Origin of the sequence: Bacillus mesophilus (assembly GCF_011008845.1) — a bacterium.
In the GTDB taxonomy this organism is placed as follows: Bacteria; Bacillota; Bacilli; order Bacillales; family SA4; genus Bacillus_BS; species Bacillus_BS mesophilus.
Map to the genome: position 1 here is coordinate 140,074 of NZ_JAAIWM010000002.1, position 20,259 is coordinate 160,332.

Genomic DNA, 20,259 nt, shown 5'->3' on the forward strand with positions numbered 1-20,259 from the left:
CAAAAAGCGGTATTCTTGCATAAACTATTTATGTGTAATTTTCATTCAGGAGGGTTTTAAAAATGGCAAAGTATACAATCGTTGACAAAGAAACTTGTATTGCATGTGGTGCATGTGGTGCAGCAGCACCTGATATCTATGATTATGATGATGAAGGTATTGCATTCGTAACACTTGATGACAACGCTGGTATCGTTGAAATTCCAGAAGTATTAGAAGAAGATATGATGGATGCGTTCGAAGGCTGTCCTACAGACTCAATCAAAGTGGCAGACGAGCCATTTGATGGAGACGCTTTAAAGTTCGAATAGTATCTAGAGAATATATTCTCTAATTCATGTAAAAAACCTCTGTGATCCAGAGGTTTTTTATTTATGAAATGATAAAAGACACTGGCTCTTGGATTAAGACAGTGTCCTATTTGTGTTTAAAGTTTGAGGAACATATGTGTAGTAGCCATTTAGAGTATCTTGGTGATTTGCATGGAATTCTCTGCCAGGATTAAAAAATGTTCTTAATTTGGACACAATACTGTACCAAAAGTTATTTACGCAATTGTTGGTAATTTTTACGCAATTCTAGCCAGAGTCACGCAATTTTCCCTAACTTGGATACAAATCTCCGGCTAGCTCAAACGATTATTTACATCCTCACGCAATAAGCATAAACCAGCAGAAAATAAAGGGTACTTTTCCCTAGAAATCCAATAAATAGGCCTAACTGTCAATAATACAAAGACTCCTAGTAAAAGAGTCCTTTCAATACAAACAATTGTGAGGTTGAGAAGCTCTGTCTTCTGGTAACCTAAAGACAGAGTCCCACCTACCATTACTCTTGAATGATGGATAACTCCTGCCCGATCACAATGGTATCAGACGAAAGCTTATTCCATTCCTTAATAGACTTCACAGAAACATCATATTTCTCGGATAGCCCCCACAAAGTCATTCCTTTAGTTACCTCAACTACAATGTTATCCATTTTTTTAGAAGCTTTTACTTCTTCCTGATTAGGTTGCTTTCCTTGTATTTCTAACACATCTTCACTATAGTCTTTTGATGATACGATTACGGATGTAGAAAGTAATTGTTCAGCTTCTTTTTCAGAGATATTCCATTGATCTGCCGGTTGATCTGGTAAAGCATTGCTTAATACTGCCATTTTTTCAGCCTGCTTCTTTTCCGCCATAGCCTGGCTTACCTTACCGTCAATTAATACCGATACATCTAGAGCATGAAGCGGATTAATGGAGTTGGTTTTTTCTACATTCCAATCACCCATATGTACTTCAAAATGTAAGTGTGCACCTCTTGATCTACCCGTATTACCGACTTTTCCAATTACATCACCTTTTTTAATCTCTTGACCTTCTTCAACTAGTCTCTCGCTTAAATGAGCATACACGGTTTCAAAGCCTTCGGGATGCTTAATAAACACAACGTGACCATATGAAGATGAGTAATACGATTTTGTAACCGTTCCGTCTTCAACAGAAAATGTATCTGTCCCAGTTGGTGCAGCAATATCTATTCCATGGTGGTGGCCACCCCTTGTCCCAAAATGGTCCGTAAGTTCTCCATATACAGGCCACACCCAGTCAATCGTTTCAGCTAATATAATAGGGGATTGTTCTTCTGCCTTCACTGTTTTAACACTTAAAAACATGCAAGCAATACAAAATCCCATGATTAATACAATTAAAAGACGCCTTGATAAATCCAACATACTCCTTGTCCTCCTCTAAGCTTCTGCTGTCCACTAAATCCAAGAGATCTAGTAGCAGCAATTTGGTTTCACTATTTCTTTAGGTTGGAATTTTACTAGCTCTCCTAAGTGGTTACTTTTCCTTTTTTGTACAGAAAAAATACTCACACCCTGTAAAGTTTTCCATTAATGCTATAAAATATGAGGACAAGTTTTAAAATAGACCAAAAAAATAGAGACCATTGGCCTCTATTCAGAAATAGGAAAATATATTTGGTTTAATGCTTTCGGTACTGGTATAGGATTTGGTTCACCATTTACCTCTAATTGTAGTCCAGCCATTATTTCAGGAGTGTTTACAAATGTAACATCTGCGTATCCAAATTCCTTAGCTGTTAAGAGTATGGCTTTAATCATTAAATCATGTGAAAGATCTTCTTGATTAATCATATTTTCAGGAAAGGTTACTGATAAGCTATCAGCATCGAGTTCTGACGTTTCAATTGTAAGATCTGCTGGAATAGAAGGTTGTAGTTCAAAATTATCTACGTTTGTCTTCATAGCATTAAAAGCTTCTTCAATAGAAGTCAATCCACTGCTCTGCGGTGAACTCGGTACGATATAAGTTGAACCAGTTTCAGTAATATGCAAGAAGTATCCTTGATTCATCGTTGGTGAAAGCGGAATAGGATCAATTGGTCCATAATTATCTAATTCCACCTGACTCCCATCTTCTTTCTTTAAAATGGCCTCTGAATAGTTCATCCACCTTAAGGTTTCCTGAATGCCCTCATACAAGGCTTGGCTCTGCGCAGAGCCATTAACAGTAAAATCCGTAGGAACTGTCACTAAAACCTTGTTTCCTTCCATCTCCTCGAAAGTAACCTCTGACAGCAATGATCCACTTAACCCAAATTCTTCATAAGGAAATTGGTCAAATAGTTGATTAACTAAATCTAAGCTTGAAGTGTTTGGATCGTCATACATATACGTAACTGGAATGATCGTATTAGCCCCGATACTAGGAATCCCAAGGGTAACATACGTTTCAGCATCCTGTATGACAAGATGATTAATCTCCTGAGTAGCCATTCGTAATTCCGTACTTTCTTCTGTACTTGCTATTCCAGTCTCATCATCTGCCAGGGATGAGTTTTCTAAAGCGGCCGTTTCACTTTCACTTGCGCTTTCTTCAATTGCACTATCTTGTGTTCCACCAGTACCATTGAGGAAAGAGGGACCCATCACCATGATTAAGAGAACAGCTGCAACCGCTGCGATACTAGGTAATACCCAGACTTTTGGAGATTTTCGACGTACCTGCTCATCCTGCATACGTGCGTTTATTTTCCTGTACAACTCATCTGGAGTTTGGCGGTCTTTCACTTGAGGTAATTGTTCCAGTAACTCTTCTAGTTGCTTATCGCTCCACTCTGACTTTTTCAACTGTGCTCCCCTCCTCTCCTACTGACTGCTCCATAATCCCCTTTAAGGTTTTAAGGGCTCTATGCTGAGTGGTCTTAACTTTACTTTCTGTCCAATCTAAAGCCTCTGCCGTCTCCGTTATTGATAAGGATTGCATAAACCTTAAAATAATAACAGCACGTTGATCTACAGATACTTGATCTAAGCATTTGTACATTAATTTAATTTCATCGTTTTGCAAGGCTATTTCTTCAGGTAAGGGTTGGTGATCTTGAACCTGCTGTGTGCTCCAATCAAAGGTTTCTAGAAGACGTTGCTTCCAGCCTTTTTGCTTTCGGAAATGGTCAATGGCTACATGTCTAGCTATTGAAAACAGCCATGTTTTTTCACTGCTCTTTCCCTCGAAACGATCGTACGCTTTTAACACTTTAATATAAACCTCTTGTACCAAATCCTCTGCCTGCTCCCGATTTCTTACCATATAAAACAGGAACTGAAACAAATCCTGATGGTATTTCTCGTAAAGCTCTTGAAACACGGTGTTCATGCCTTACCCTCCCCGTTAATCATATAGTCGGATATTATTTAAGAAAGTTACAGTTTTTTAGAAAATTTTTTATTAATTTTATTGTAGCATCAAGGAAGATGGACTATCTATAAGAATTTTTGCGATATATTAAAATAAAAGGCTGTATTTGAGGTCGATTTCGCTAAAACTGGTAGCATTTACAGTGCCTATATAAAAAATAGAGCTACAAAAAAGTAGCTCTTACTTTCAAATCCATTTAACTCAGTAAAATTGTTATAGTTACAATCTTTTTGGCTAGTCTAATAATAAACCTTAGATTACAGTTTATTTAACGGGTTGTGATATTCAGATAGATGAGCAACCTGATTATAATCCTTGATCTGCCACTTCTCTTCTTTGAAGTGAAGATTGCTAATACATGCGTTAAAAAGAGGTGTTCTTTCTATCTCGGGATTTCCATCAGAGAGAAGTTTTAATAATGCATGAATGACAGCTCCATGTGCAACCAGTAACACCTTTTGATCTTGATATAACTCATTAATTTTAGAAAGTCCTTTGATTAATCGTTGATGAAACACAGTTGTATCTTCTTGACTAGTGTAATTATGGTTTGGGAAGGTGGCTTGCCTTTCCTCAGCGGTCATCCCTTCAGCCTCTCCAAAGGACTTCTCCTGAAATTCTTCCATAACAACAAATGAGGCTTGTATTCCTTCATTAATAATCTCGGCAGTCTTTCTAGCACGCATTAATGGACTCGTCACCACTATATCCCAATCGTAAGCTTTTAAATAGTCTCTACATTCTTCTGCCTGAGAAATCCCCCTTGCATTTAACGGGATGTCGGTTCTTCCTTGCAGTTTTCCAATCACATTCCAATCTGTTTCTCCATGTCTAACTAAACAAATCGTTGTCATTCCTTCTCCTCCGTATCACTTGAGCTCATTATAGCCCCTCCTGTCTATTACTCTAACACCTTACCATTTTCATCAATGAATACTAGTTCATTCTCCATGTCTTCAGCTGTAGGATTAATAAACATCCAAACCTTCATATCTTTAACTTCTAGTGAAATGAGTTCTGCTTTAAGGTGTCCAAGCGTTACTTCATACACATCGGAAGTGGCTAAACCATGATAAGTTCCATTGTCTGGTCCCCCCACCATTAAGCCACCATTCGCATTGTCTGCTGTAATAACCCCTCCACCGTACATCTTTACAAAACGCCAACCATATTTACCTTTTTTAAATTCAGAAATTATATAATGTTCACCTTCCCCGACTTGAGAGTAGGAAAAAGTATATCCATAGTTTTGGTTTTCTACTATTTTAGTTTCAAAGGTATCATACACCTTAAAACGTGGATTCTTTTCTTGTTGTAATGCTTATATTGGTGAGGAAAATGAGGTATTCCTTTCATACCAATCTAGATAACCAATTAAACCTATCACTAGAAATGCTACTGCCACTATATAACCTTTTTTCTTCATCTCTTCTCCCCCTTAGAGATTAACTAATCAAGAGCCTCTTCAGGAACATTCCATAAATAATAATGTTTAGAGTACTGCCTTGTTTCAACCACGAATGTTTCATCATGTTTTTCAAAAATAAGTCCTGAGCCCATTTGTTCTTTAAAGCTCCATCCTTCTTGTAATAAGAATTCTTTAACAACACCATAAGGATCATTCCTATTAGGCTTCGACACATATTTAACACCGTCTATTGAATTTGGTATTTTCTCATATCCTTTATCCGTCAATTCTAGTTTCATGATTGCTGTTAAAATTGGAATTGGATTCTCTTCTTGAGTCAAGGCACTACCGAATCGTAATCCAACTAATCCTATTAACAGGATAAAGGTCAACATGAGTGCTAGTATAATTTTTTTCACAGAAGGTCCTCCCATCGAATTACAATCTGCTAATCTCTATTCCTTAGGCAATAGCTTTTTCCTTAAGAGGATTTCAAAACTACGGATAAAGAACCAACTAAATCCTGCATAAAATCCAAGCCAAGGGTACTTGAATGAAGCTGGTTTATTCTTTTCGAAGTGAAAATGACCAATCCAGGAAAGAACATAGTGTAAAAGCGCGAATACAATCGTCACATATATATTTATGAGTAAAAAGATCCAGGCAACGAACGCAAACAAAAAAGCAAAATAATGAAGCCATTGATTATACTTATTTTGATGAACCTTTTGATATTGAATCAAATCCCTTCTCCATCTATCAAACATCAAAATTAACCCCTTTAATTAAGTATTAGTAAATTCCTAGTTGAAATCTAGGATGTTATAAATTTAGCAGTTCCTCTATAAACTTTAACATAAAAACCCATTTTATCCCTCTACTCATTAAAACTGTTTTAATTTCTTCCTTTTCTTCACTGAGTAAATTAAAAAAAGCGACCAGTTCACAAAACTGGAATCGCTTTATAGATACTGTTCATTCATCCGCGCTTATACTTAAAAGATGAAAATAAGAGCCTGTTGCCTTTTTAATGTATGCTAACTTAGCTGGGTCAAAACTAATCAGGACACAAGTAGATGGACCCGCTGATTGTTTCAACGAGATTGAATCATCTGCCCGAATTCCTAACCATGGTAGCTTATTCCGGTTACAAAGCATGTCCCATTCCGCTTGAATCCCTTTTGAGCCAATTGGTACTATTTCATAAATTCCTTTTTGGGAAAGCAGGTAGTTGAATAGCGTAAGAGGGAGCACTTTATCTTCCATGTTGACCACATCCTGTCCAATTAAAGGAGTACCAATGACAGCAAACTCAGCATGTACAGGTGTATGGTCCCGCTTCACCACTGACTTTCCAATGACGGTTACACTCATCGCTGATTGAAGGAGTGTAAAATTTGTCTCGCTACTTCCTATCATAGGTACAGAATCTAGACCAAGCTCGTTCATAGCCTTGTTTATGCCAGATTTGTATTCATTCCAAGCATGATCACCTGTAAAATTTTGAACTATCACCATTTGTGGAGAACCACCTACACTCAAGTGTTCCATTAGTGCGACTCTAGCTGCATAATATCCCACGACATCATTAGGAACTCTTACTAGATCCTGCTCTTTTAAGCCTACTCCACCTGAATTGTCAGTTGTTATTATTAATTCAGTTGAGGAATTCTCATCCCTGTAATACAATACATCACGCATAAAATCCAGTCCTGTTTAGGTAGCCCTGTAATGGTTTATAGATGGCAGCAACGATGATACTATTTAGGGTTGATCCAACGAATAACGGAAATAAAATAGTCCAATAAAACGCTGAAGTTAGAATAAAATAGAACGGAAGTGGAGCCACTACTGTTGAGCAAATGATAAAAAAGCACAACCCAATAATGGGGGTTCCTTTTTTACAAAGAACGCCTGTTAAATAAATAATGACCCCCATTTCTAACGCAATGAGTAGGTGGAATGCCCCTAAAGGAAGTCCTCCTAAATAAGCAGAAATGAAGTGTCCTCCTGCACCAATAATGGCTCCATATATAGGACCTAACAGAATTGTTGCAAGTAATGCAGGTGCACTATCCAGGGCAATACTAGAGATCCCTAAAGGAATTTTAATTGCTGCACCGATTGCGGATAAACCAAAAAACAAAATAATGAACGTTTGCTTTTTGAGAGAACTCATTTTTCCTTCCTCTTGCCATCTCTAAAAACTATTGCACTTCTTTCATACTCTACGTCCTTAACACCTTGACGAGCATTGATGACGCGTGCAAGTGCAAAGAAATAATCCGAAAGACGATTAACATATTTCAGAGCGATATTATTGATACTCTCTACCCTTGCTAAGCTAACGATATGGCGTTCTGCTCTTCTAGTAACTGTTCTAGCAATATGGATAATGGCTGAAGCCCTAGTACCACCAGGAAGGATAAATCTTTCTAAATCTGGAGCTTCTTCTATGTATGCATCAATTCTAGCTTCAAGAAAATCAATCATTTCTTCAGTTACTTGATATGGGCGCTTTCCCTCAACAGTGGACAAATCTCCTCCACAATCAAACAATTCATGTTGAATTTTCTCGAGTTCTGCTAATACATCTGAAAAAATTTGAGGATCAAGCTCTAACATGGCTTGGCCAACAAAGGAATTCACTTCATCAATCGTCCCATAAGCATGAACACGAATATCATCCTTTTCTACTCTCCCACCAATTATACTGGTTTGTCCTTTGTCACCGGTTCTTGTATATATCTTCATTTATGCTCCTCCTTTAATTTTTTCTGGTAGTCCACACCAAAGTCTTACTACATTCTCAGACTGCTTGGCAAGATCCTGATATACCCATCCTACTATATCACGATGTAATCGGTCTTGTTTATTCATCGGTACAACCCCTAGCCCGATTTCGCACCCTATAATAATTAAATTTCTTTGAGCATTTTGCTTTTCCCAATCAACAAATGGTTGTAGCTTTCGCTTCCAGTGGTCACGTTTCTTTTCCTCTTGAAGTTCGTTATGAATCAGCTTTTCCATGCCTTCAATAATAATCGTGTTTGTCTTGTGTGGAATCTCATGAACAGATGGCAGACTCTGTACATATCCATTAATCCAAACATGAGAATTAGAATTCTCCTCCTGATAGCCTATTAACTGTCGCACCCAGCTTCGTTTTCCTTGAAAGGCACCGCCTGTAACGAAATACACCGTTCATTCCTCCTTAATCGGTCTATGGTTGTTTCGAAGCGATAACCACTTCCATAGTCAACCTGCCATTCCCAGAAGGGTTTGTAGGTAGGAGCAACCTCTGTTAAGAGCTTCCTAATAGGTCCTCCATGTGTAATGATGACTAGTTCGCTTATTGTAGATGAGACAAGTAGCTCCCTAGCATCATTCCAAGCTAACAGTAGTCGATCACTAAAAGTTGTAAAGCTTTCTCCATCTGGGATAGGAGCTGTTTCCCACTCTTGAAGCCAGTGTTCGTAGGCTTCATTTCCGAGTAGCTCCTCGTGTGATTTTCTCTCCCATTGACCAAATGAAAGTTCTCTCCATTTATCGGAATACTCAACAGGCACATTAGGATGATGTCCATATATGTTAGATAAGGTCTGTCTACATCTCAGCAGATCACTACAAAGAATATAGTCAGGCTTAGGATAACAATTGTGAACGAGTAACTGCTCACCTTCTTCTGATAGCGGAACGTCACTCCAACCGATGAATCGATTTTTCCTATTATCTTCTGTTATACCATGACGAAGTAGAGTAATAGCCAAAGTATGAACCATAAGAAGTTTTCGCCTCCTTCCAATAATGCACCTAGCGTATCACCATTAATACCACCGAACTGCTTTAAACAAAAGCTATAAAATACCGTGTGAAAGAGTAGGGCAGCACATACTAATGTGACAGAATAGAAGGAAATTGGTAGAGATATAGTGATCATGCTAAGCAACAGGATCACGACAAGGCTACTCCACATGACCGTCTTATATTTGACTTCCTTTTGAAAGGCAGCAGCGAGACCCGTATGTTTAGATAGCTTTCCATTCACTAATGAGTAGACTACCATTCCCCTTGTTAAAACTGGTATAACTAGCATTCCAGCTGCAGTTAAAATAAATGACGTGTTCAATATTTCATATAAAAACAGAAAACGAAAGGCTAGTAGGAAAATCACTGATAGAACGGCAAATGAACCAACGCGAGGGTCATCCATGATTTGTAATCGTTTTTCTTTGTCTCGATAAGAGAAAAAGGCATCACTACAATCCATCCAACCGTCTATATGCAACCCACCTGTTATCGCAATAAAATAAAAGAGGATCCATAAAGAGATGAATACGACTGGAAATGGGGTGTAGGTGATGAGTAACCAATACTGAAGAAAACCTATTAACCCTATAAATAGACCAACGATCGGAAAGAAAACAAGGCACCACTGGATTGCTTTTCTCTCCCAAGGTATCTCCTTCTTATAAGGAATAACCGTAAAAAACTGAATGCAAAGTAAGAAGCCACTAAGCATAAAATGTCCCCTTTAGTTGGCCAAATCTATCCACGTTGTTCACCCTTTCATCTTCTTTGGAATGCCATAGTTTACTTGATAGGCATAATCTGCGGTTCTTACAATCTCTTGATGCAGTGAGCCAAGGAGCTTCATATAAAGAAGTGATCCCTCATCATCAGGAAGTTTATCTGAAAATAGGTCATTTGAAACAATAACAAACATTTTTACAGTATGAAACTGCTTGATCGAATGAATCATTTTCTCATAAACTTTGTTTGCAGATTGGATAACTCCTCCATGAAATAACTCATTGGCTGTTAAGATCGTTAAGCAATCTAATAAAATGCAATCATCGGTTGAAAACTTAGGAGCAAGCTCGATCATATTTGTAGGTTGCTCCCATGTTGTCCAATCACCAGTGCGTCTTTCCTGATGATGAAAAATACGGCTTTTCATTTCAGCATCTGTTACTTCACTTGTGGCAATATAATGCAGATTGCCTGGTGCAGCGACATTTGCAACAAGTTGTTCTGCGAATGTACTTTTTCCACTTCTCGCACCACCTGAAACAAAGACTAACATCGCTGTTTCCATCCTTTTAAATGAGTTAGTAAGACATCATTAGAGCGTTGATCTTTTACTGCCAGACGTAAAAATTTGCCGTCCAGCCCAATAAAATTATAGGTGTGTCTAGGTACGACCCCATTTGCGACTAAATACTTCATTAAGTTCTTCATTTTATATTCAGAAAAAGAATCTGACAAAAGATAGAAATTTACTGACGATGGTGATACATAATATCCCAGCTTTTTTAATTCATTTACTACTCGTTCTCTTTCTACTCTAATCCTAGATTTAATATCATGAGGATAATTAGTTAACGAAAGGACATGCTTTGCGAGCTCTGCTGCTAATGTATTTACACTCCAAGGAGGTGAATAGGCTGCCACCTTATTTATAATCGAAGGTGCTGCTACTATATAGCCAATTCTAATTCCTGCAAGCTTATACATTTTCGTTAATGACCGAAGTACAATCAAATGATCCTGTTTTTCAACTTCTGTCACAACCGAGCAGTTTATCGTGCTAAAATCATAAAACGCTTCGTCAATGACTAGATATGTATTTGTCTCTCTTCCAATTTCAATGACTTCCTTCATCCTGTCTTGGTTGATTACCGTTCCTGTCGGATTATTAGGATTACATAGGAATAACACATCAATACCTTCCATAAAGTCACGAATCTCTTCAAGATTAAATTGCCAATCCGTTTTCTCTGTCGTCTTGAGTTCCTTCACTGTACATCCATAAATCTCACAAGCTTCCTTATACTCAACAAAGGTTGGTTGTACGATTCCGATTGTTCGATTTTGAAATAACTGAGCTAGAAGGAAAATACATTGAGATGCGCCATTGCCTATAAATAAATATCCAGGATCTATTTGATCATAAAGACTTATCGCATTTTTCACAGAGGTAAGCTCTGGATCTGGGTAATCTGATAGCCATTTCTCAAAGTGCGGAATTATGGTTGATAGATCATAGGGTGCTTCAAATGGATTAACATTCACACTAAAATCAACGATTTCTTCATGTAAGGGTGTATGAAGCTTTTCATATAAATAAATGGGATTAGCTCCATGCTTGGGAAATGTAGTAATAGAAAACACCTCCTAATAAAGTTAATAGTGTAAATAAGAGCACCGTCCTACGCATGATATAGATAGACTGAAGGATATGCTCTTTATGTAATATTCTTAAACGAAGTCCTATTTTAGGACGAATGGAAAGGTTACCCTGATAATAATTTGCCCCGCCAAGCTGAACACCTAATAATACAGCCATCGCAGCTTCCCCCCATCCGCTATTAGGACTAGGGTGCTTTTTGGCATCTCTGAAAAGAATTGGGAACACCTTATCGATTGATATAGAAGAGATATGCAAATTACTAAGTAGCATACAAATACCAGTTAACCGACTTGGTAGTAAGTTTACCCAGTCATCCCATTTGGCGGATGCTCTGCCAAATAATAAATACCGATTGTTTTTATGACCTACCATAGAATCTAATGTATTAATAGCCCTGTAAGCCATTGCGAGAGGTGCTCCGCCAATTATAGCGTAAAAAATCGGAGCTGTTACTCCATCACTCGTATTTTCGGCTACTGTTTCTACAACACCACGAACAATTTCTTCTTCATTAAGATTCTCTGTGTCTCTGCCAACAATCCAACCAAGCTTTTCTCGAGCTTTGACCATTTGTCCATTCTTTAATGGTTGATATACGTCCATTGCAGCCACTGCTAAGCTCTTTGGGGCAATCGTTGTAAATAGTAAGACCGCTTCAGCTATTATTCCTGCTATAAGGTGCACTTCATAAAGAAACACAACAATCATCAGAGATAATAGGAATGGAATTAGAACGACAATAAAGGCTGCAATTGTTCCCTTCAGAATCCTATTGCTCCCGTTATTCATACGTTGTTCTAATTTACTTATTAGCCAACCCATTCCCTTGACAGGATGAGGTAACCACTTGGGGTCTCCAATTAACTTATCTAAAATTAATGCTAGAATAATTGCCATCATATGACCAATCATCGTTCAAGCTCTTTTCTATCTTTATATTGAAGAATTGCCTCTTTGGTAGCATCTGCTACCAACCTACCTATACGTCTACCAATCGGTGTTAACGGCCCACCATACTCATATTCACATTTAGTTTGAGTTGAGGCGATACAAATGCTATCAGTTGATGTTCCTGTCGCGATTGTATTGGTTGTATGATCCATTATGTTTAAAGTAGCAAGGGATTTCGTCTTTGCCTCTGTAGCTGTAGTAAGGATTTGAACAAACGCGGCTTCTGTTAATTTTGCTTCTATTAAAATAAAGATATTTATGGTACCAGGCTGTAAAAGCGGGATTTCGTGTTGATCTGCTTTTGATGCGTCTATCGCATTACCTGTTCCTGCTGTTACCATAACAAAAAAAACACCATCATTGTTTTCCTCTTGTTTGATCACCACATCTTCTAATTGTACAGCTGTCATCATTGCGACTGTATTGCATGAGTCAATTCCGTTACTCCGTAAATATTCGTGCATTTCAGCCTTGGCATCTGAACACATATATTGTTGATCCACTTGTCGATTAACAAACGAATTGGACCATCCAAAGCCATCACCAATCAAGGCAGACGAAAGAGTTTTAAAGTCATGATCGGATTGAACGACAATATGCCCGGGAGTGTGTTGAATGGTTAAATCCTTAATAATGGATTCACTAATATCTTTTTCTTTTGCTGGAAGTAGTCCGATCATTGGCTTTGCAAGTTCAGGATGATCATGCCTAATAATAGCAGTTTGATATACTTCTTCTAAGATAGAAGATTGCATGATTTTCTTTGGAGTCCCCATTGCTACCATTCGACCTTCATGAAGAAGTAGCACAGTATCGCAATAAAGACTGGCTAGATTTAAATCATGAAAAATGGCTAACACTGTTAGCTGCCCTTCTCTTCTCAACCTCATCAACCCATCAAACAAACTAATTTGGTGTGAAACGTCTAAATGATTCGTTGGTTCATCCAATAATAAAAGCTCAGGCTGTTGAGCCAAAGCTCGTGCTAGAAACACTCTTTGTTGTTCTCCTCCACTTAATTGTTGAATCCCTTTATGCTGCAGATGTTCCAAGGATGTTTCTTTCAAGACTTCCTGTACAATCTCTTCATCTTTAGTAGACCAGGTTGAGAATAAACCACTTTGGTGAGCATACCTCCCCATCTTAATGGTTTCTTTAACCGAGTATGAAAAGGCGGTGTCTGTAATTTGAGGAAGGACTGCTACTGATTGAGCAAACTCCTTATTTGAGAAGTCGGCAATTTCTCTATTATTTATAGAAATTGAACCACTATTTGGACTAATGGTTTTAGCTAGGAGCTTCAAAAGTGTAGTTTTCCCACTACCATTGGGACCTAAAATACCAAAAACCTCACCCTTGTTTACAGAAAAGGTAAGTGGTTTAAGGGTTTGTTCGTTTGTATAAGAAAAGGTGAGTTGATCAACGTTTATCATTGAATCACATCCTTGCTTTTTTTCGGTAATATAAAATGATAGCAAAAACTGGTGCTCCGATCAGAGCGGTAATGACACCAATTGGAAGTTCCCTTGGAATTATAATCGTACGTGCTGTTAAATCAGCTAATACAAGGAATGCCCCACCGTGAAGCATAGATAAAGGTAGTAATCTAGTATGATTGGCTCCCCATAATAACCTTGTCAAGTGCGGAATCACAAGTCCCACAAAGCCTATTGTACCAGATACGGCAACAGATGCACCTGTTAACAAAGAAGCGCTACATAGGATAATAAATTTTCTAAGCTGTACGTTCACACCTAATTGTTGGGCTGATTCTTCTCCGAATGATAAAACGTTTAATTCTCTGCTTTGAGTTAGAAGAAGAATGACTCCGACAATAAAGAAAGGAAGCATTAGATTTATATATTCCCACCCTCTCATAGACACACTTCCAAGTAACCACGAAATAATTTGTCTAAGTTCATCGCCTGTTAGGGCAATCATTAAGGAAATAAGGGATCCTAAGAATGAACTAAATATAATTCCAGTTAAAATAATCGTTTCGACCGTCATTCGCTTTTCTACCATTTTTGCAAATGATAGGACAAGAATTAACGTTATAAATGCTGCGCCAATACTAAATAAAGGAAGAGTATACATACCTAAAATAGGTATTTGAATAGAGAAAAACAATACCACTACTGCTCCCACTGATGCTCCCGAGGACACACCAAGGGTGTAAGGGTCTGCTAAGGGGTTCCGAAGAAGTCCTTGAAAGGCTGCACCAGCAAGGGCTAGTGATGCACCGACTAAAAATGCTAATATAACACGAGGAAAACGAATAGACATGACGATGTTTACTAGCATCGGTTCTATTTGAGTGGATAACCCAACACCAAATAATTCTTGAAGAAAAATGCTAAATATAGTAGAAAAGGGAATCGATATTGTACCTATCGATATCCCTAAAAAGATAGCGATGAAACAAATTCCACCGCTAATGAAATATGGAGCAATTCTATTATTCTGTAAAGACTTCAGGATATACAGCTTTTGCAAGTTCTTCTACTCCTTCAATTAAACGAGGACCAGGACGTGATACTAAATCAGATTGAATGTCATAAACACGCTCATTCTGAATGGCAGGAACCTCAGTCCATGCTTCTCTCGCCAACACATTTGCTTTGGCATTCGGGTCAAAGCTTCCGTAAGTTGTTACAACCACATCTGGATTTAATGCAACAATTTCTTCCTCTGTTAGCATAACCCAGCCTTCTTGTTCACCAGCAGCATTCTTTGCATTAATTGCTTCAATCATTTCGTGCATAAATGTTCCTTTACCAGTTGTGTAAATTTCAGGAGGTCCTGAAACCTCAACCCACACTGTAGCTGGTTCCGTAACTTCAGAAGCCTTTTCCTTTATCTCAGCTAATCTTGTTTTCATGTCTTCCACAATTTCTTCCGCTTTGACAGATGTACCTGTTAATTTACCAATTAGGTGAATTGACTCATACGTCGCTTCAAATGATGTCGCATCTGGTACCACTACAACTGTAATTCCGGCATTTCTTAATTGCTCTAGTCCACTCTCAGAACTAAAAGCACTTGATCCGTGAGCTAAAACTAAATCAGGTTGAAGTGATATGACCTTTTCTACATTGAATTCCATTCCACCAATTTTTTCTTTAGTCGCAACTTCTTCAGGGTAATTATCAAAATCAGATACGCCGACTAATGCATCACCCATATCAAGAGCATATACAATCTCAGTATTGCTTGGTATTAAAGAAACAATCTTTTCTGGTTTTGCTTCAATCGTGACTTCGTTCTCTACTCCATCTGTAATCGTTATAGGAAAGCTCTCACCTGTTGTTTCTTCTGTACCTTCAGTTTCTGTTTGTGTTTCTGCTGGCTCTTGAACTTCATCTGCTCCACCACATGCTGCCAGTGTAAACACTGTGAAAAGGGCAAGCAAGAACGTTAATAGATATTGTTTCATTTTCATTAAGATTGACTCCTTTAATTCTATAAATTTTATTTTATGTAAAAGCCAAGGCTTATTACCCCAAAGAAAAAAGCTTGCCCTCAATAGGGCAAGCAAAAACGATCAAATTAGAGAAATTCGTGGTTGACCGTCCTGCTTCTCAACCCCCGAAGATTCATGAACTTTTATTTAAGGCAGGTCTACTGACTCGTGCTTCACCCTACTTTGAAACCTTCCCATATAAACAACAACCATATTGGTTATCACATTTATACAGTGGCTACTTTCATTTCGTCTGCACTTACAGTTGCGGGGACAGTTCTAGATTTTCACAAGATTCCCTTTTAAGTCAGTGGATCACCACTGAACACCATAAATTAAAAAGTATTTAATTAAGTATTAATTCCATACTCATCTTACACGATGATTTATAATCAGACAAGCATTTTCAACAAATTACGCAGTTTCACAAAACACGAAATGTTTCTTATGGAACAAGAATGTTCGTCAAGACTTGTTAAAAATCGGCTATTTTCGTGGTAAAAAGAAAGAAAATGTCGTTCCTTCGTTTATTTTGCTATGAACGGAAATTTGCCCTTGATGCGCATCTATGATATTTTTTACAATTGCCAGTCCAAGGCCTGTTCCACCTTTTCTTCTCGTCCTTGCTTTATCGGCTTTATAAAAGCGTTCAAATACAAACGGAAGATCTTCATTTGGAATACCTGAGCCTGAATCCTGAACATCTACTTTAAATCCATTTTCAATTATATTCGCTTTAACGACTACTGTTCCACCTGAATCTGTATGTCTAATTGCATTGTCAATTAAATTAGTGAATACCTGTTCCATTCGATCAGGATCGAAGGAAATCATGTGCTCTTCACAGTTTTCACAATAGTAGGATAGCTTTATTGATTTTTCCTTCGAAAGCCCATGGAATTTCCTAACCACTCTCTCGATAAATTCATGAACATTGACCGGTTCTTCTTGAAGCTGAATATGTCCAGCCTCCATTCGAGCAATATCAAGTAGTTCATTAACCAAGCGCCCCATCCTTAATGATTCCTCATAAATAACCTCTGCAATTTCCTTCTTTTCTTGTTCAGTTTCTGCGATATCATCTATTATGGCTTCACTATATCCCTGAAGCATGGAAATTGGCGTTCTTAGTTCATGTGAGACATTTGCAATGAAGTCTTTGCGTAGCTTGTCTAATCTTCGTTCCTCTGTCATGTCACGAATGACAGCTACTGCCCCACGAATTTGTTCACCATTATATAATGGACTCATGACGACTACCCAATTTCGTCCTTGGAAATCCATCTCAATTAATTGTTCACCTTCAAATGAAACAACACGGCCAAAAAGCTCTCTCATCTCGATGGGAACAGCCTTTTCTAAGTTTTCTTCCATGCCTTGTTCATAATACCACGCTTGTAAGAAGCGTTCCGCAGGGGGATTCGATAACTGCATAACGCCATTTCGATTTAAGGTGATTACTCCATCGACCATACTACTTAAAATGCTCGATAGTTGCTCTTTTTCCTGCCTCAACGCATCAATATTTAATTTTAATTGCTTGCCCATTTTATTAAATGCAGTGCCAAGCTCACCAATTTCATCATGCGTTACCACGGGAAGGCGCGTTTCAAACTTACCCTCTGCAATCTCAAAAGCTGCTTCTCTCATTTTGATCAAAGGAGACGTGATTCGAGACGACAAGAAAAAAGCAAAGAAGGTAGTTAGCATAAAGGCTATTCCTGCTGCAAGAAAAATAAGCCTTGTTGTTTGATCTGTCGTTTGTTCGACAGCATCTAGTGTTTGATACAGAAACACCGCACTTTCTTCCCCCACCTGTGAAGTAAACGGTACGCCAACAATGATAATTTCTTTAAATTCATCTCCACCCTCCATAATTGAAGAGTATTCTGTTTTCTTAATAACTGTTTCTTGGTTAGAGATTACTTTAGAAAGTTCTTTATCATTTTTGAGAAAAGAAAGAGGAATATCAATTACTTCACCTTTAGAGGGTGAATACCAGTAATGATCATCATCCTGAGCAATAATGACTTTTGTTAGAGGATCTACTATTTCCCATGATATGGAACGAGCTAGACTTTGATCTTCATGTTCCTCCATGACTCTTGCAATTTTACTTGCTACCTGCGTTAGATCTTCTTCTGCTCTATCCACATAATATTGTTCAAAAAATCCTAATAGCATAAAGGTAAGGATGGATAAAACGAATGACACTAAAAACAGGATCGTCATCCATAACTTCCCTACTACACTTCTCCAAAGCTTCATTCCTCGACAACCTCAAATTTATAGCCGACTCCCCAAACGGTAATAATCATCTTGGCTGCTTTTTCTGATACTTTGTTCAGCTTTTCTCTTAACCGTTTAACATGAGTATCAACTGTACGTAAATCACCGAAAAATTCATAATGCCAAACTTCTTTAAGAAGTTGTTCTCTGTCATAAACTTTATCCGGTGATTTAGCAAGAAAATAGAGAAGTTCATATTCTTTAGGCGTAAGTCCTACTTCTCTACCATCAGCAGTAACTCGATGTGCATCATTATCAATCGTTAAGTGAGGAAAAACTAATACGTCCTTAGTTGTTGTTTCTGTATGTAGGTAAGATGTTTGTGATGACCTTCTTAGAAGAGCCTTTACTCGAAGTACAACTTCTCTTGGACTAAACGGCTTAACAATATAGTCATCTGTCCCAACTTCAAAGCCTTGGACACGGTTTACTTCTTCTCCCTTAGCGGTAAGCATAATAATAGGAGTTGCTTTAAATTCTCTTAGCTCTTTACAAACCTCAATACCATCTTTTCCAGGCATCATAACATCCAAAAGAATGAGATCGTAATCTTTACTCATGGCTTTTTCTAACGCTTCATTACCATCTTCTGCTTCTTCTGTTTGATAGCCTTCTCTTTCTAGGTACATTTTTAACAGTCTTCTAATTCTTTCCTCATCATCGACAACCAGAATATTTAACACTTGATCCATATATTTCACCTCAACTATGGTTTTATCCTACTTAACATTCTACGGAATAATATCAACATTGTAAAAAGCTCTACTTATATGCTTTATGCTTTAACTAGTGTTAGACTTACATATCGTGTCGTTCCATTCCGCTACATTTATAAAAGCTTGGTAATTCAACAATATAAGCAAACATCCTTTTACAATAAGGACCCATATTTATATTTTGCCCGTTGATTTTTGCTCCAAACAACTCTGGATTATTATACAAAGCAAACTTGAAAGAAGAATTTTGTAAAAAAAGCCTTCACGATGATGGTGAAGGCTTTTAAGTTCTATACTTGTACATAAGTTGATTGTACTTTATTATGCATACGAATGTAAGCCTGCGATAACGAGGTTTACAACTATTAAGTTAAACATGATGATGACAAATCCTAACACAGCTAACCACGCAGATTTTTCTCCATGCCATCCTTGAGATAAGCGCAGGTGAAGAAATGCTGCATAAAATAAGAAAGTAATTAAAGCCCATACTTCTTTAGGGTCCCAGCCCCAAAATCTTGTCCAGGCAATTTGCGCCCATATCATTGCAAATATAAGTGCGCCTAAAGTAAAGATTGGAAACCCAATCGCTACCGAACGATACGTAATTTCATCAGCAATTTGCGGATTTACATTTTTGAGAAGCGGCTTAATTGAAGCTGCAATTCGTTTTCTTAGTATTAGTCTTAGTCCCCAGTATAATAGAAGACCAACTCCTAATGACCAAATCAGCGTATTTAATTTCTTAGGTGCACCTTCACCCTTCATCCAGCTAGGAGATTGAAAGATCGGTTGCATCGCATCAGAACTGACATCCGCACTTGCAACTGGACCAACAATCGGTGGAAGTGTATAAACTAATTCAACCTCTTGATTAATATTAGGGTCCATCCAAGTGTAGGTAGCTTCGTAGTTTGATAATGAGAATCCTACAGTAGCTGCAATAAATCCTACTACACTTAGAATACTATACATAATGATTTCTAACCAAAAAGTCTTCTTACTTTTAACATTTTGATCCACAACACGAATTAAATAAATAAGTCCCGATGCAAAACTCACCGCTAATACTGCTTCACCTAATGCTGCTGTAATAACGTGGATATGAAGCCAATCACTTTGAAGTGCCGGTATAAGTGGTGCTACATCACGAGGAAACATACTCGCATAAGCAATAATTAATATAGCGACTGGTAAGGTAAATAATCCAAGTGCACTACTCTTATACATGAAAAATATCACGATAAATGCTAAAACAAGCATCATTCCAAAGAAGGTTGTAAATTCAAACAGGTTACTTACAGGAGCATGTCCTGCAGCAATCCAGCGTAAAATAAAGTAACCAAATTGAGCAATAAATCCAATAATCGTGACAAAGATTCCTATTTTGCTCCATTTATTAATTTTCACTTCACTTTGCTTATCACGAATTGCCCCTCCAAAAAAGAAGGTCGCAACTAGATACAGCACAAATGCGGTGTATAGTAAATTACTACTTAATTCAACCATTTAATATCCTCC

General features: G+C 37.8%; 23 protein-coding genes and 1 riboswitch. Of the genes, 1 reads left to right on the forward strand and 22 read right to left on the reverse strand.

The window, feature by feature from the left end; all coding sequences use genetic code 11:
- Nucleotides 1-62 precede the first annotated feature (62 nt).
- Entirely contained in the window at nucleotides 63-311 is a 249-nt protein-coding gene (locus G4D63_RS05955) for a ferredoxin (RefSeq protein WP_163178735.1), read from the forward strand.
- Nucleotides 312-828: 517 nt separating this feature from the next.
- Here the strand turns inward: G4D63_RS05955 and G4D63_RS22410 are convergent.
- The 22 genes from G4D63_RS22410 to ccsB all read right to left on the reverse strand — a co-directional run bounded on the left by G4D63_RS22410 (nucleotide 829) and on the right by ccsB (nucleotide 20,247).
- A complete protein-coding gene (locus tag G4D63_RS22410) occupies nucleotides 829-1,725 on the reverse strand; it encodes a peptidoglycan DD-metalloendopeptidase family protein (RefSeq protein WP_163178736.1) in 897 nt (298 codons plus the stop codon).
- 228 nt (nucleotides 1,726-1,953) lie between these two features.
- Nucleotides 1,954-3,150 carry a hypothetical protein gene (locus G4D63_RS05965; protein ID WP_163178737.1) on the reverse strand — a complete coding sequence of 399 codons (1,197 nt, stop codon included), beginning with the start codon at nucleotides 3,148-3,150 and terminating at the stop codon, nucleotides 1,954-1,956.
- Nucleotides 3,125-3,676, reverse strand: coding sequence for an RNA polymerase sigma factor SigX (sigX, locus tag G4D63_RS05970; protein ID WP_163178738.1), 552 nt, complete (start codon nucleotides 3,674-3,676; stop codon nucleotides 3,125-3,127). The genes G4D63_RS05965 and sigX overlap by 26 nt, the downstream gene beginning before the upstream one ends.
- Nucleotides 3,677-3,975: 299 nt before the next feature.
- Entirely contained in the window at nucleotides 3,976-4,572 is a 597-nt protein-coding gene (locus G4D63_RS05975; RefSeq protein ID WP_163178739.1) for a histidine phosphatase family protein, read from the reverse strand.
- A gap of 47 nt (nucleotides 4,573-4,619) precedes the next feature.
- Nucleotides 4,620-5,006 carry a hypothetical protein gene (locus tag G4D63_RS05980; RefSeq protein ID WP_163178740.1) on the reverse strand — a complete coding sequence of 129 codons (387 nt, stop codon included), beginning with the start codon at nucleotides 5,004-5,006 and terminating at the stop codon, nucleotides 4,620-4,622.
- A gap of 161 nt (nucleotides 5,007-5,167) precedes the next feature.
- On the reverse strand, nucleotides 5,168-5,545 hold the full coding sequence (locus tag G4D63_RS05985) for a hypothetical protein (RefSeq protein ID WP_163178741.1): 378 nt from the start codon (nucleotides 5,543-5,545) through the stop codon (nucleotides 5,168-5,170).
- Nucleotides 5,546-5,581: 36 nt separating this feature from the next.
- Complete coding sequence (locus G4D63_RS05990; RefSeq protein ID WP_204559049.1) at nucleotides 5,582-5,893, reverse strand: Mpo1-like protein; 312 nt, start codon at nucleotides 5,891-5,893, stop codon at nucleotides 5,582-5,584.
- 208 nt (nucleotides 5,894-6,101) lie between these two features.
- The gene (locus G4D63_RS05995; protein ID WP_163178743.1) at nucleotides 6,102-6,827 is read right to left on the reverse strand and encodes an ATPase; all 726 of its coding nucleotides are present in this window, start codon (nucleotides 6,825-6,827) and stop codon (nucleotides 6,102-6,104) included.
- A complete protein-coding gene (locus G4D63_RS06000; protein ID WP_163178744.1) occupies nucleotides 6,820-7,305 on the reverse strand; it encodes an ECF transporter S component in 486 nt (161 codons plus the stop codon). Before G4D63_RS06000 ends, G4D63_RS05995 begins: the two co-directional genes overlap by 8 nt.
- Nucleotides 7,302-7,880 carry a cob(I)yrinic acid a,c-diamide adenosyltransferase gene (locus tag G4D63_RS06005; RefSeq protein ID WP_163178745.1) on the reverse strand — a complete coding sequence of 193 codons (579 nt, stop codon included), beginning with the start codon at nucleotides 7,878-7,880 and terminating at the stop codon, nucleotides 7,302-7,304. Before G4D63_RS06005 ends, G4D63_RS06000 begins: the two co-directional genes overlap by 4 nt.
- Complete coding sequence (locus tag G4D63_RS21830; RefSeq protein ID WP_163178746.1) at nucleotides 7,881-8,327, reverse strand: bifunctional adenosylcobinamide kinase/adenosylcobinamide-phosphate guanylyltransferase; 447 nt, start codon at nucleotides 8,325-8,327, stop codon at nucleotides 7,881-7,883. It abuts the gene before it with no gap.
- The gene (locus G4D63_RS06015; RefSeq protein ID WP_163178747.1) at nucleotides 8,270-8,908 is read right to left on the reverse strand and encodes a histidine phosphatase family protein; all 639 of its coding nucleotides are present in this window, start codon (nucleotides 8,906-8,908) and stop codon (nucleotides 8,270-8,272) included. Before G4D63_RS06015 ends, G4D63_RS21830 begins: the two co-directional genes overlap by 58 nt.
- Nucleotides 8,866-9,648 carry an adenosylcobinamide-GDP ribazoletransferase gene (locus tag G4D63_RS06020; RefSeq protein WP_163178748.1) on the reverse strand — a complete coding sequence of 261 codons (783 nt, stop codon included), beginning with the start codon at nucleotides 9,646-9,648 and terminating at the stop codon, nucleotides 8,866-8,868. The genes G4D63_RS06015 and G4D63_RS06020 overlap by 43 nt, the downstream gene beginning before the upstream one ends.
- Nucleotides 9,649-9,687: 39 nt before the next feature.
- On the reverse strand, nucleotides 9,688-10,212 hold the full coding sequence (locus tag G4D63_RS06025) for a bifunctional adenosylcobinamide kinase/adenosylcobinamide-phosphate guanylyltransferase (protein WP_163178749.1): 525 nt from the start codon (nucleotides 10,210-10,212) through the stop codon (nucleotides 9,688-9,690).
- A complete protein-coding gene (cobD, locus tag G4D63_RS06030; protein WP_163178750.1) occupies nucleotides 10,206-11,300 on the reverse strand; it encodes a threonine-phosphate decarboxylase CobD in 1,095 nt (364 codons plus the stop codon). Before cobD ends, G4D63_RS06025 begins: the two co-directional genes overlap by 7 nt.
- The gene (cbiB, locus tag G4D63_RS06035) at nucleotides 11,263-12,231 is read right to left on the reverse strand and encodes an adenosylcobinamide-phosphate synthase CbiB (RefSeq protein ID WP_163178751.1); all 969 of its coding nucleotides are present in this window, start codon (nucleotides 12,229-12,231) and stop codon (nucleotides 11,263-11,265) included. Before cbiB ends, cobD begins: the two co-directional genes overlap by 38 nt.
- Complete coding sequence (locus G4D63_RS06040) at nucleotides 12,228-13,703, reverse strand: adenosylcobinamide amidohydrolase (RefSeq protein WP_163178752.1); 1,476 nt, start codon at nucleotides 13,701-13,703, stop codon at nucleotides 12,228-12,230. The genes cbiB and G4D63_RS06040 overlap by 4 nt, the downstream gene beginning before the upstream one ends.
- A gap of 4 nt (nucleotides 13,704-13,707) precedes the next feature.
- Entirely contained in the window at nucleotides 13,708-14,766 is a 1,059-nt protein-coding gene (locus G4D63_RS06045) for a FecCD family ABC transporter permease (protein ID WP_163178753.1), read from the reverse strand.
- Nucleotides 14,729-15,706 (reverse strand): ABC transporter substrate-binding protein, encoded by a 978-nt coding sequence (locus tag G4D63_RS06050; RefSeq protein WP_163179448.1) that lies wholly within the window; start codon nucleotides 15,704-15,706, stop codon nucleotides 14,729-14,731. The genes G4D63_RS06045 and G4D63_RS06050 overlap by 38 nt, the downstream gene beginning before the upstream one ends.
- A gap of 161 nt (nucleotides 15,707-15,867) precedes the next feature.
- Nucleotides 15,868-16,081: riboswitch (cobalamin riboswitch) on the reverse strand.
- 138 nt (nucleotides 16,082-16,219) lie between these two features.
- Nucleotides 16,220-18,001 carry an ATP-binding protein gene (locus tag G4D63_RS06055; RefSeq protein ID WP_163178754.1) on the reverse strand — a complete coding sequence of 594 codons (1,782 nt, stop codon included), beginning with the start codon at nucleotides 17,999-18,001 and terminating at the stop codon, nucleotides 16,220-16,222.
- The gene (locus tag G4D63_RS06060; protein ID WP_163178755.1) at nucleotides 17,998-18,714 is read right to left on the reverse strand and encodes a response regulator transcription factor; all 717 of its coding nucleotides are present in this window, start codon (nucleotides 18,712-18,714) and stop codon (nucleotides 17,998-18,000) included. The genes G4D63_RS06055 and G4D63_RS06060 overlap by 4 nt, the downstream gene beginning before the upstream one ends.
- 345 nt (nucleotides 18,715-19,059) lie before the next feature.
- On the reverse strand, nucleotides 19,060-20,247 hold the full coding sequence (gene ccsB / locus G4D63_RS06065) for a c-type cytochrome biogenesis protein CcsB (protein ID WP_163178756.1): 1,188 nt from the start codon (nucleotides 20,245-20,247) through the stop codon (nucleotides 19,060-19,062).
- Nucleotides 20,248-20,259: the final 12 nt, after the last annotated feature.

What these genes read in the sequence shown, in the direction of transcription:
- G4D63_RS06015 (WP_163178747.1), bottom strand. Translation starts at nt 8,908, where the DNA reads ATGGTTCATACTTTGGCTATTACTCTACTTCGTCATGGTATAACAGAA.
- G4D63_RS05990 (WP_204559049.1), bottom strand. Translation starts at nt 5,893, where the DNA reads ATGTTTGATAGATGGAGAAGGGATTTGATTCAATATCAAAAGGTTCAT.
- G4D63_RS06005 (WP_163178745.1), bottom strand. Translation starts at nt 7,880, where the DNA reads ATGAAGATATATACAAGAACCGGTGACAAAGGACAAACCAGTATAATT.
- G4D63_RS06060 (WP_163178755.1), bottom strand. Translation starts at nt 18,714, where the DNA reads ATGGATCAAGTGTTAAATATTCTGGTTGTCGATGATGAGGAAAGAATT.
- G4D63_RS05955 (WP_163178735.1), top strand. Translation starts at nt 63, where the DNA reads ATGGCAAAGTATACAATCGTTGACAAAGAAACTTGTATTGCATGTGGT.
- G4D63_RS06020 (WP_163178748.1), bottom strand. Translation starts at nt 9,648, where the DNA reads ATGCTTAGTGGCTTCTTACTTTGCATTCAGTTTTTTACGGTTATTCCT.
- G4D63_RS22410 (WP_163178736.1), bottom strand. Translation starts at nt 1,725, where the DNA reads ATGTTGGATTTATCAAGGCGTCTTTTAATTGTATTAATCATGGGATTT.
- G4D63_RS06025 (WP_163178749.1), bottom strand. Translation starts at nt 10,212, where the DNA reads ATGTTAGTCTTTGTTTCAGGTGGTGCGAGAAGTGGAAAAAGTACATTC.
- cbiB (WP_163178751.1), bottom strand. Translation starts at nt 12,231, where the DNA reads ATGATTGGTCATATGATGGCAATTATTCTAGCATTAATTTTAGATAAG.
- G4D63_RS05995 (WP_163178743.1), bottom strand. Translation starts at nt 6,827, where the DNA reads ATGCGTGATGTATTGTATTACAGGGATGAGAATTCCTCAACTGAATTA.
- G4D63_RS06055 (WP_163178754.1), bottom strand. Translation starts at nt 18,001, where the DNA reads ATGAAGCTTTGGAGAAGTGTAGTAGGGAAGTTATGGATGACGATCCTG.
- sigX (WP_163178738.1), bottom strand. Translation starts at nt 3,676, where the DNA reads ATGAACACCGTGTTTCAAGAGCTTTACGAGAAATACCATCAGGATTTG.
- ccsB (WP_163178756.1), bottom strand. Translation starts at nt 20,247, where the DNA reads ATGGTTGAATTAAGTAGTAATTTACTATACACCGCATTTGTGCTGTAT.
- G4D63_RS05975 (WP_163178739.1), bottom strand. Translation starts at nt 4,572, where the DNA reads ATGACAACGATTTGTTTAGTTAGACATGGAGAAACAGATTGGAATGTG.
- G4D63_RS06040 (WP_163178752.1), bottom strand. Translation starts at nt 13,703, where the DNA reads ATGATAAACGTTGATCAACTCACCTTTTCTTATACAAACGAACAAACC.
- G4D63_RS06000 (WP_163178744.1), bottom strand. Translation starts at nt 7,305, where the DNA reads ATGAGTTCTCTCAAAAAGCAAACGTTCATTATTTTGTTTTTTGGTTTA.
- G4D63_RS06050 (WP_163179448.1), bottom strand. Translation starts at nt 15,706, where the DNA reads ATGAAACAATATCTATTAACGTTCTTGCTTGCCCTTTTCACAGTGTTT.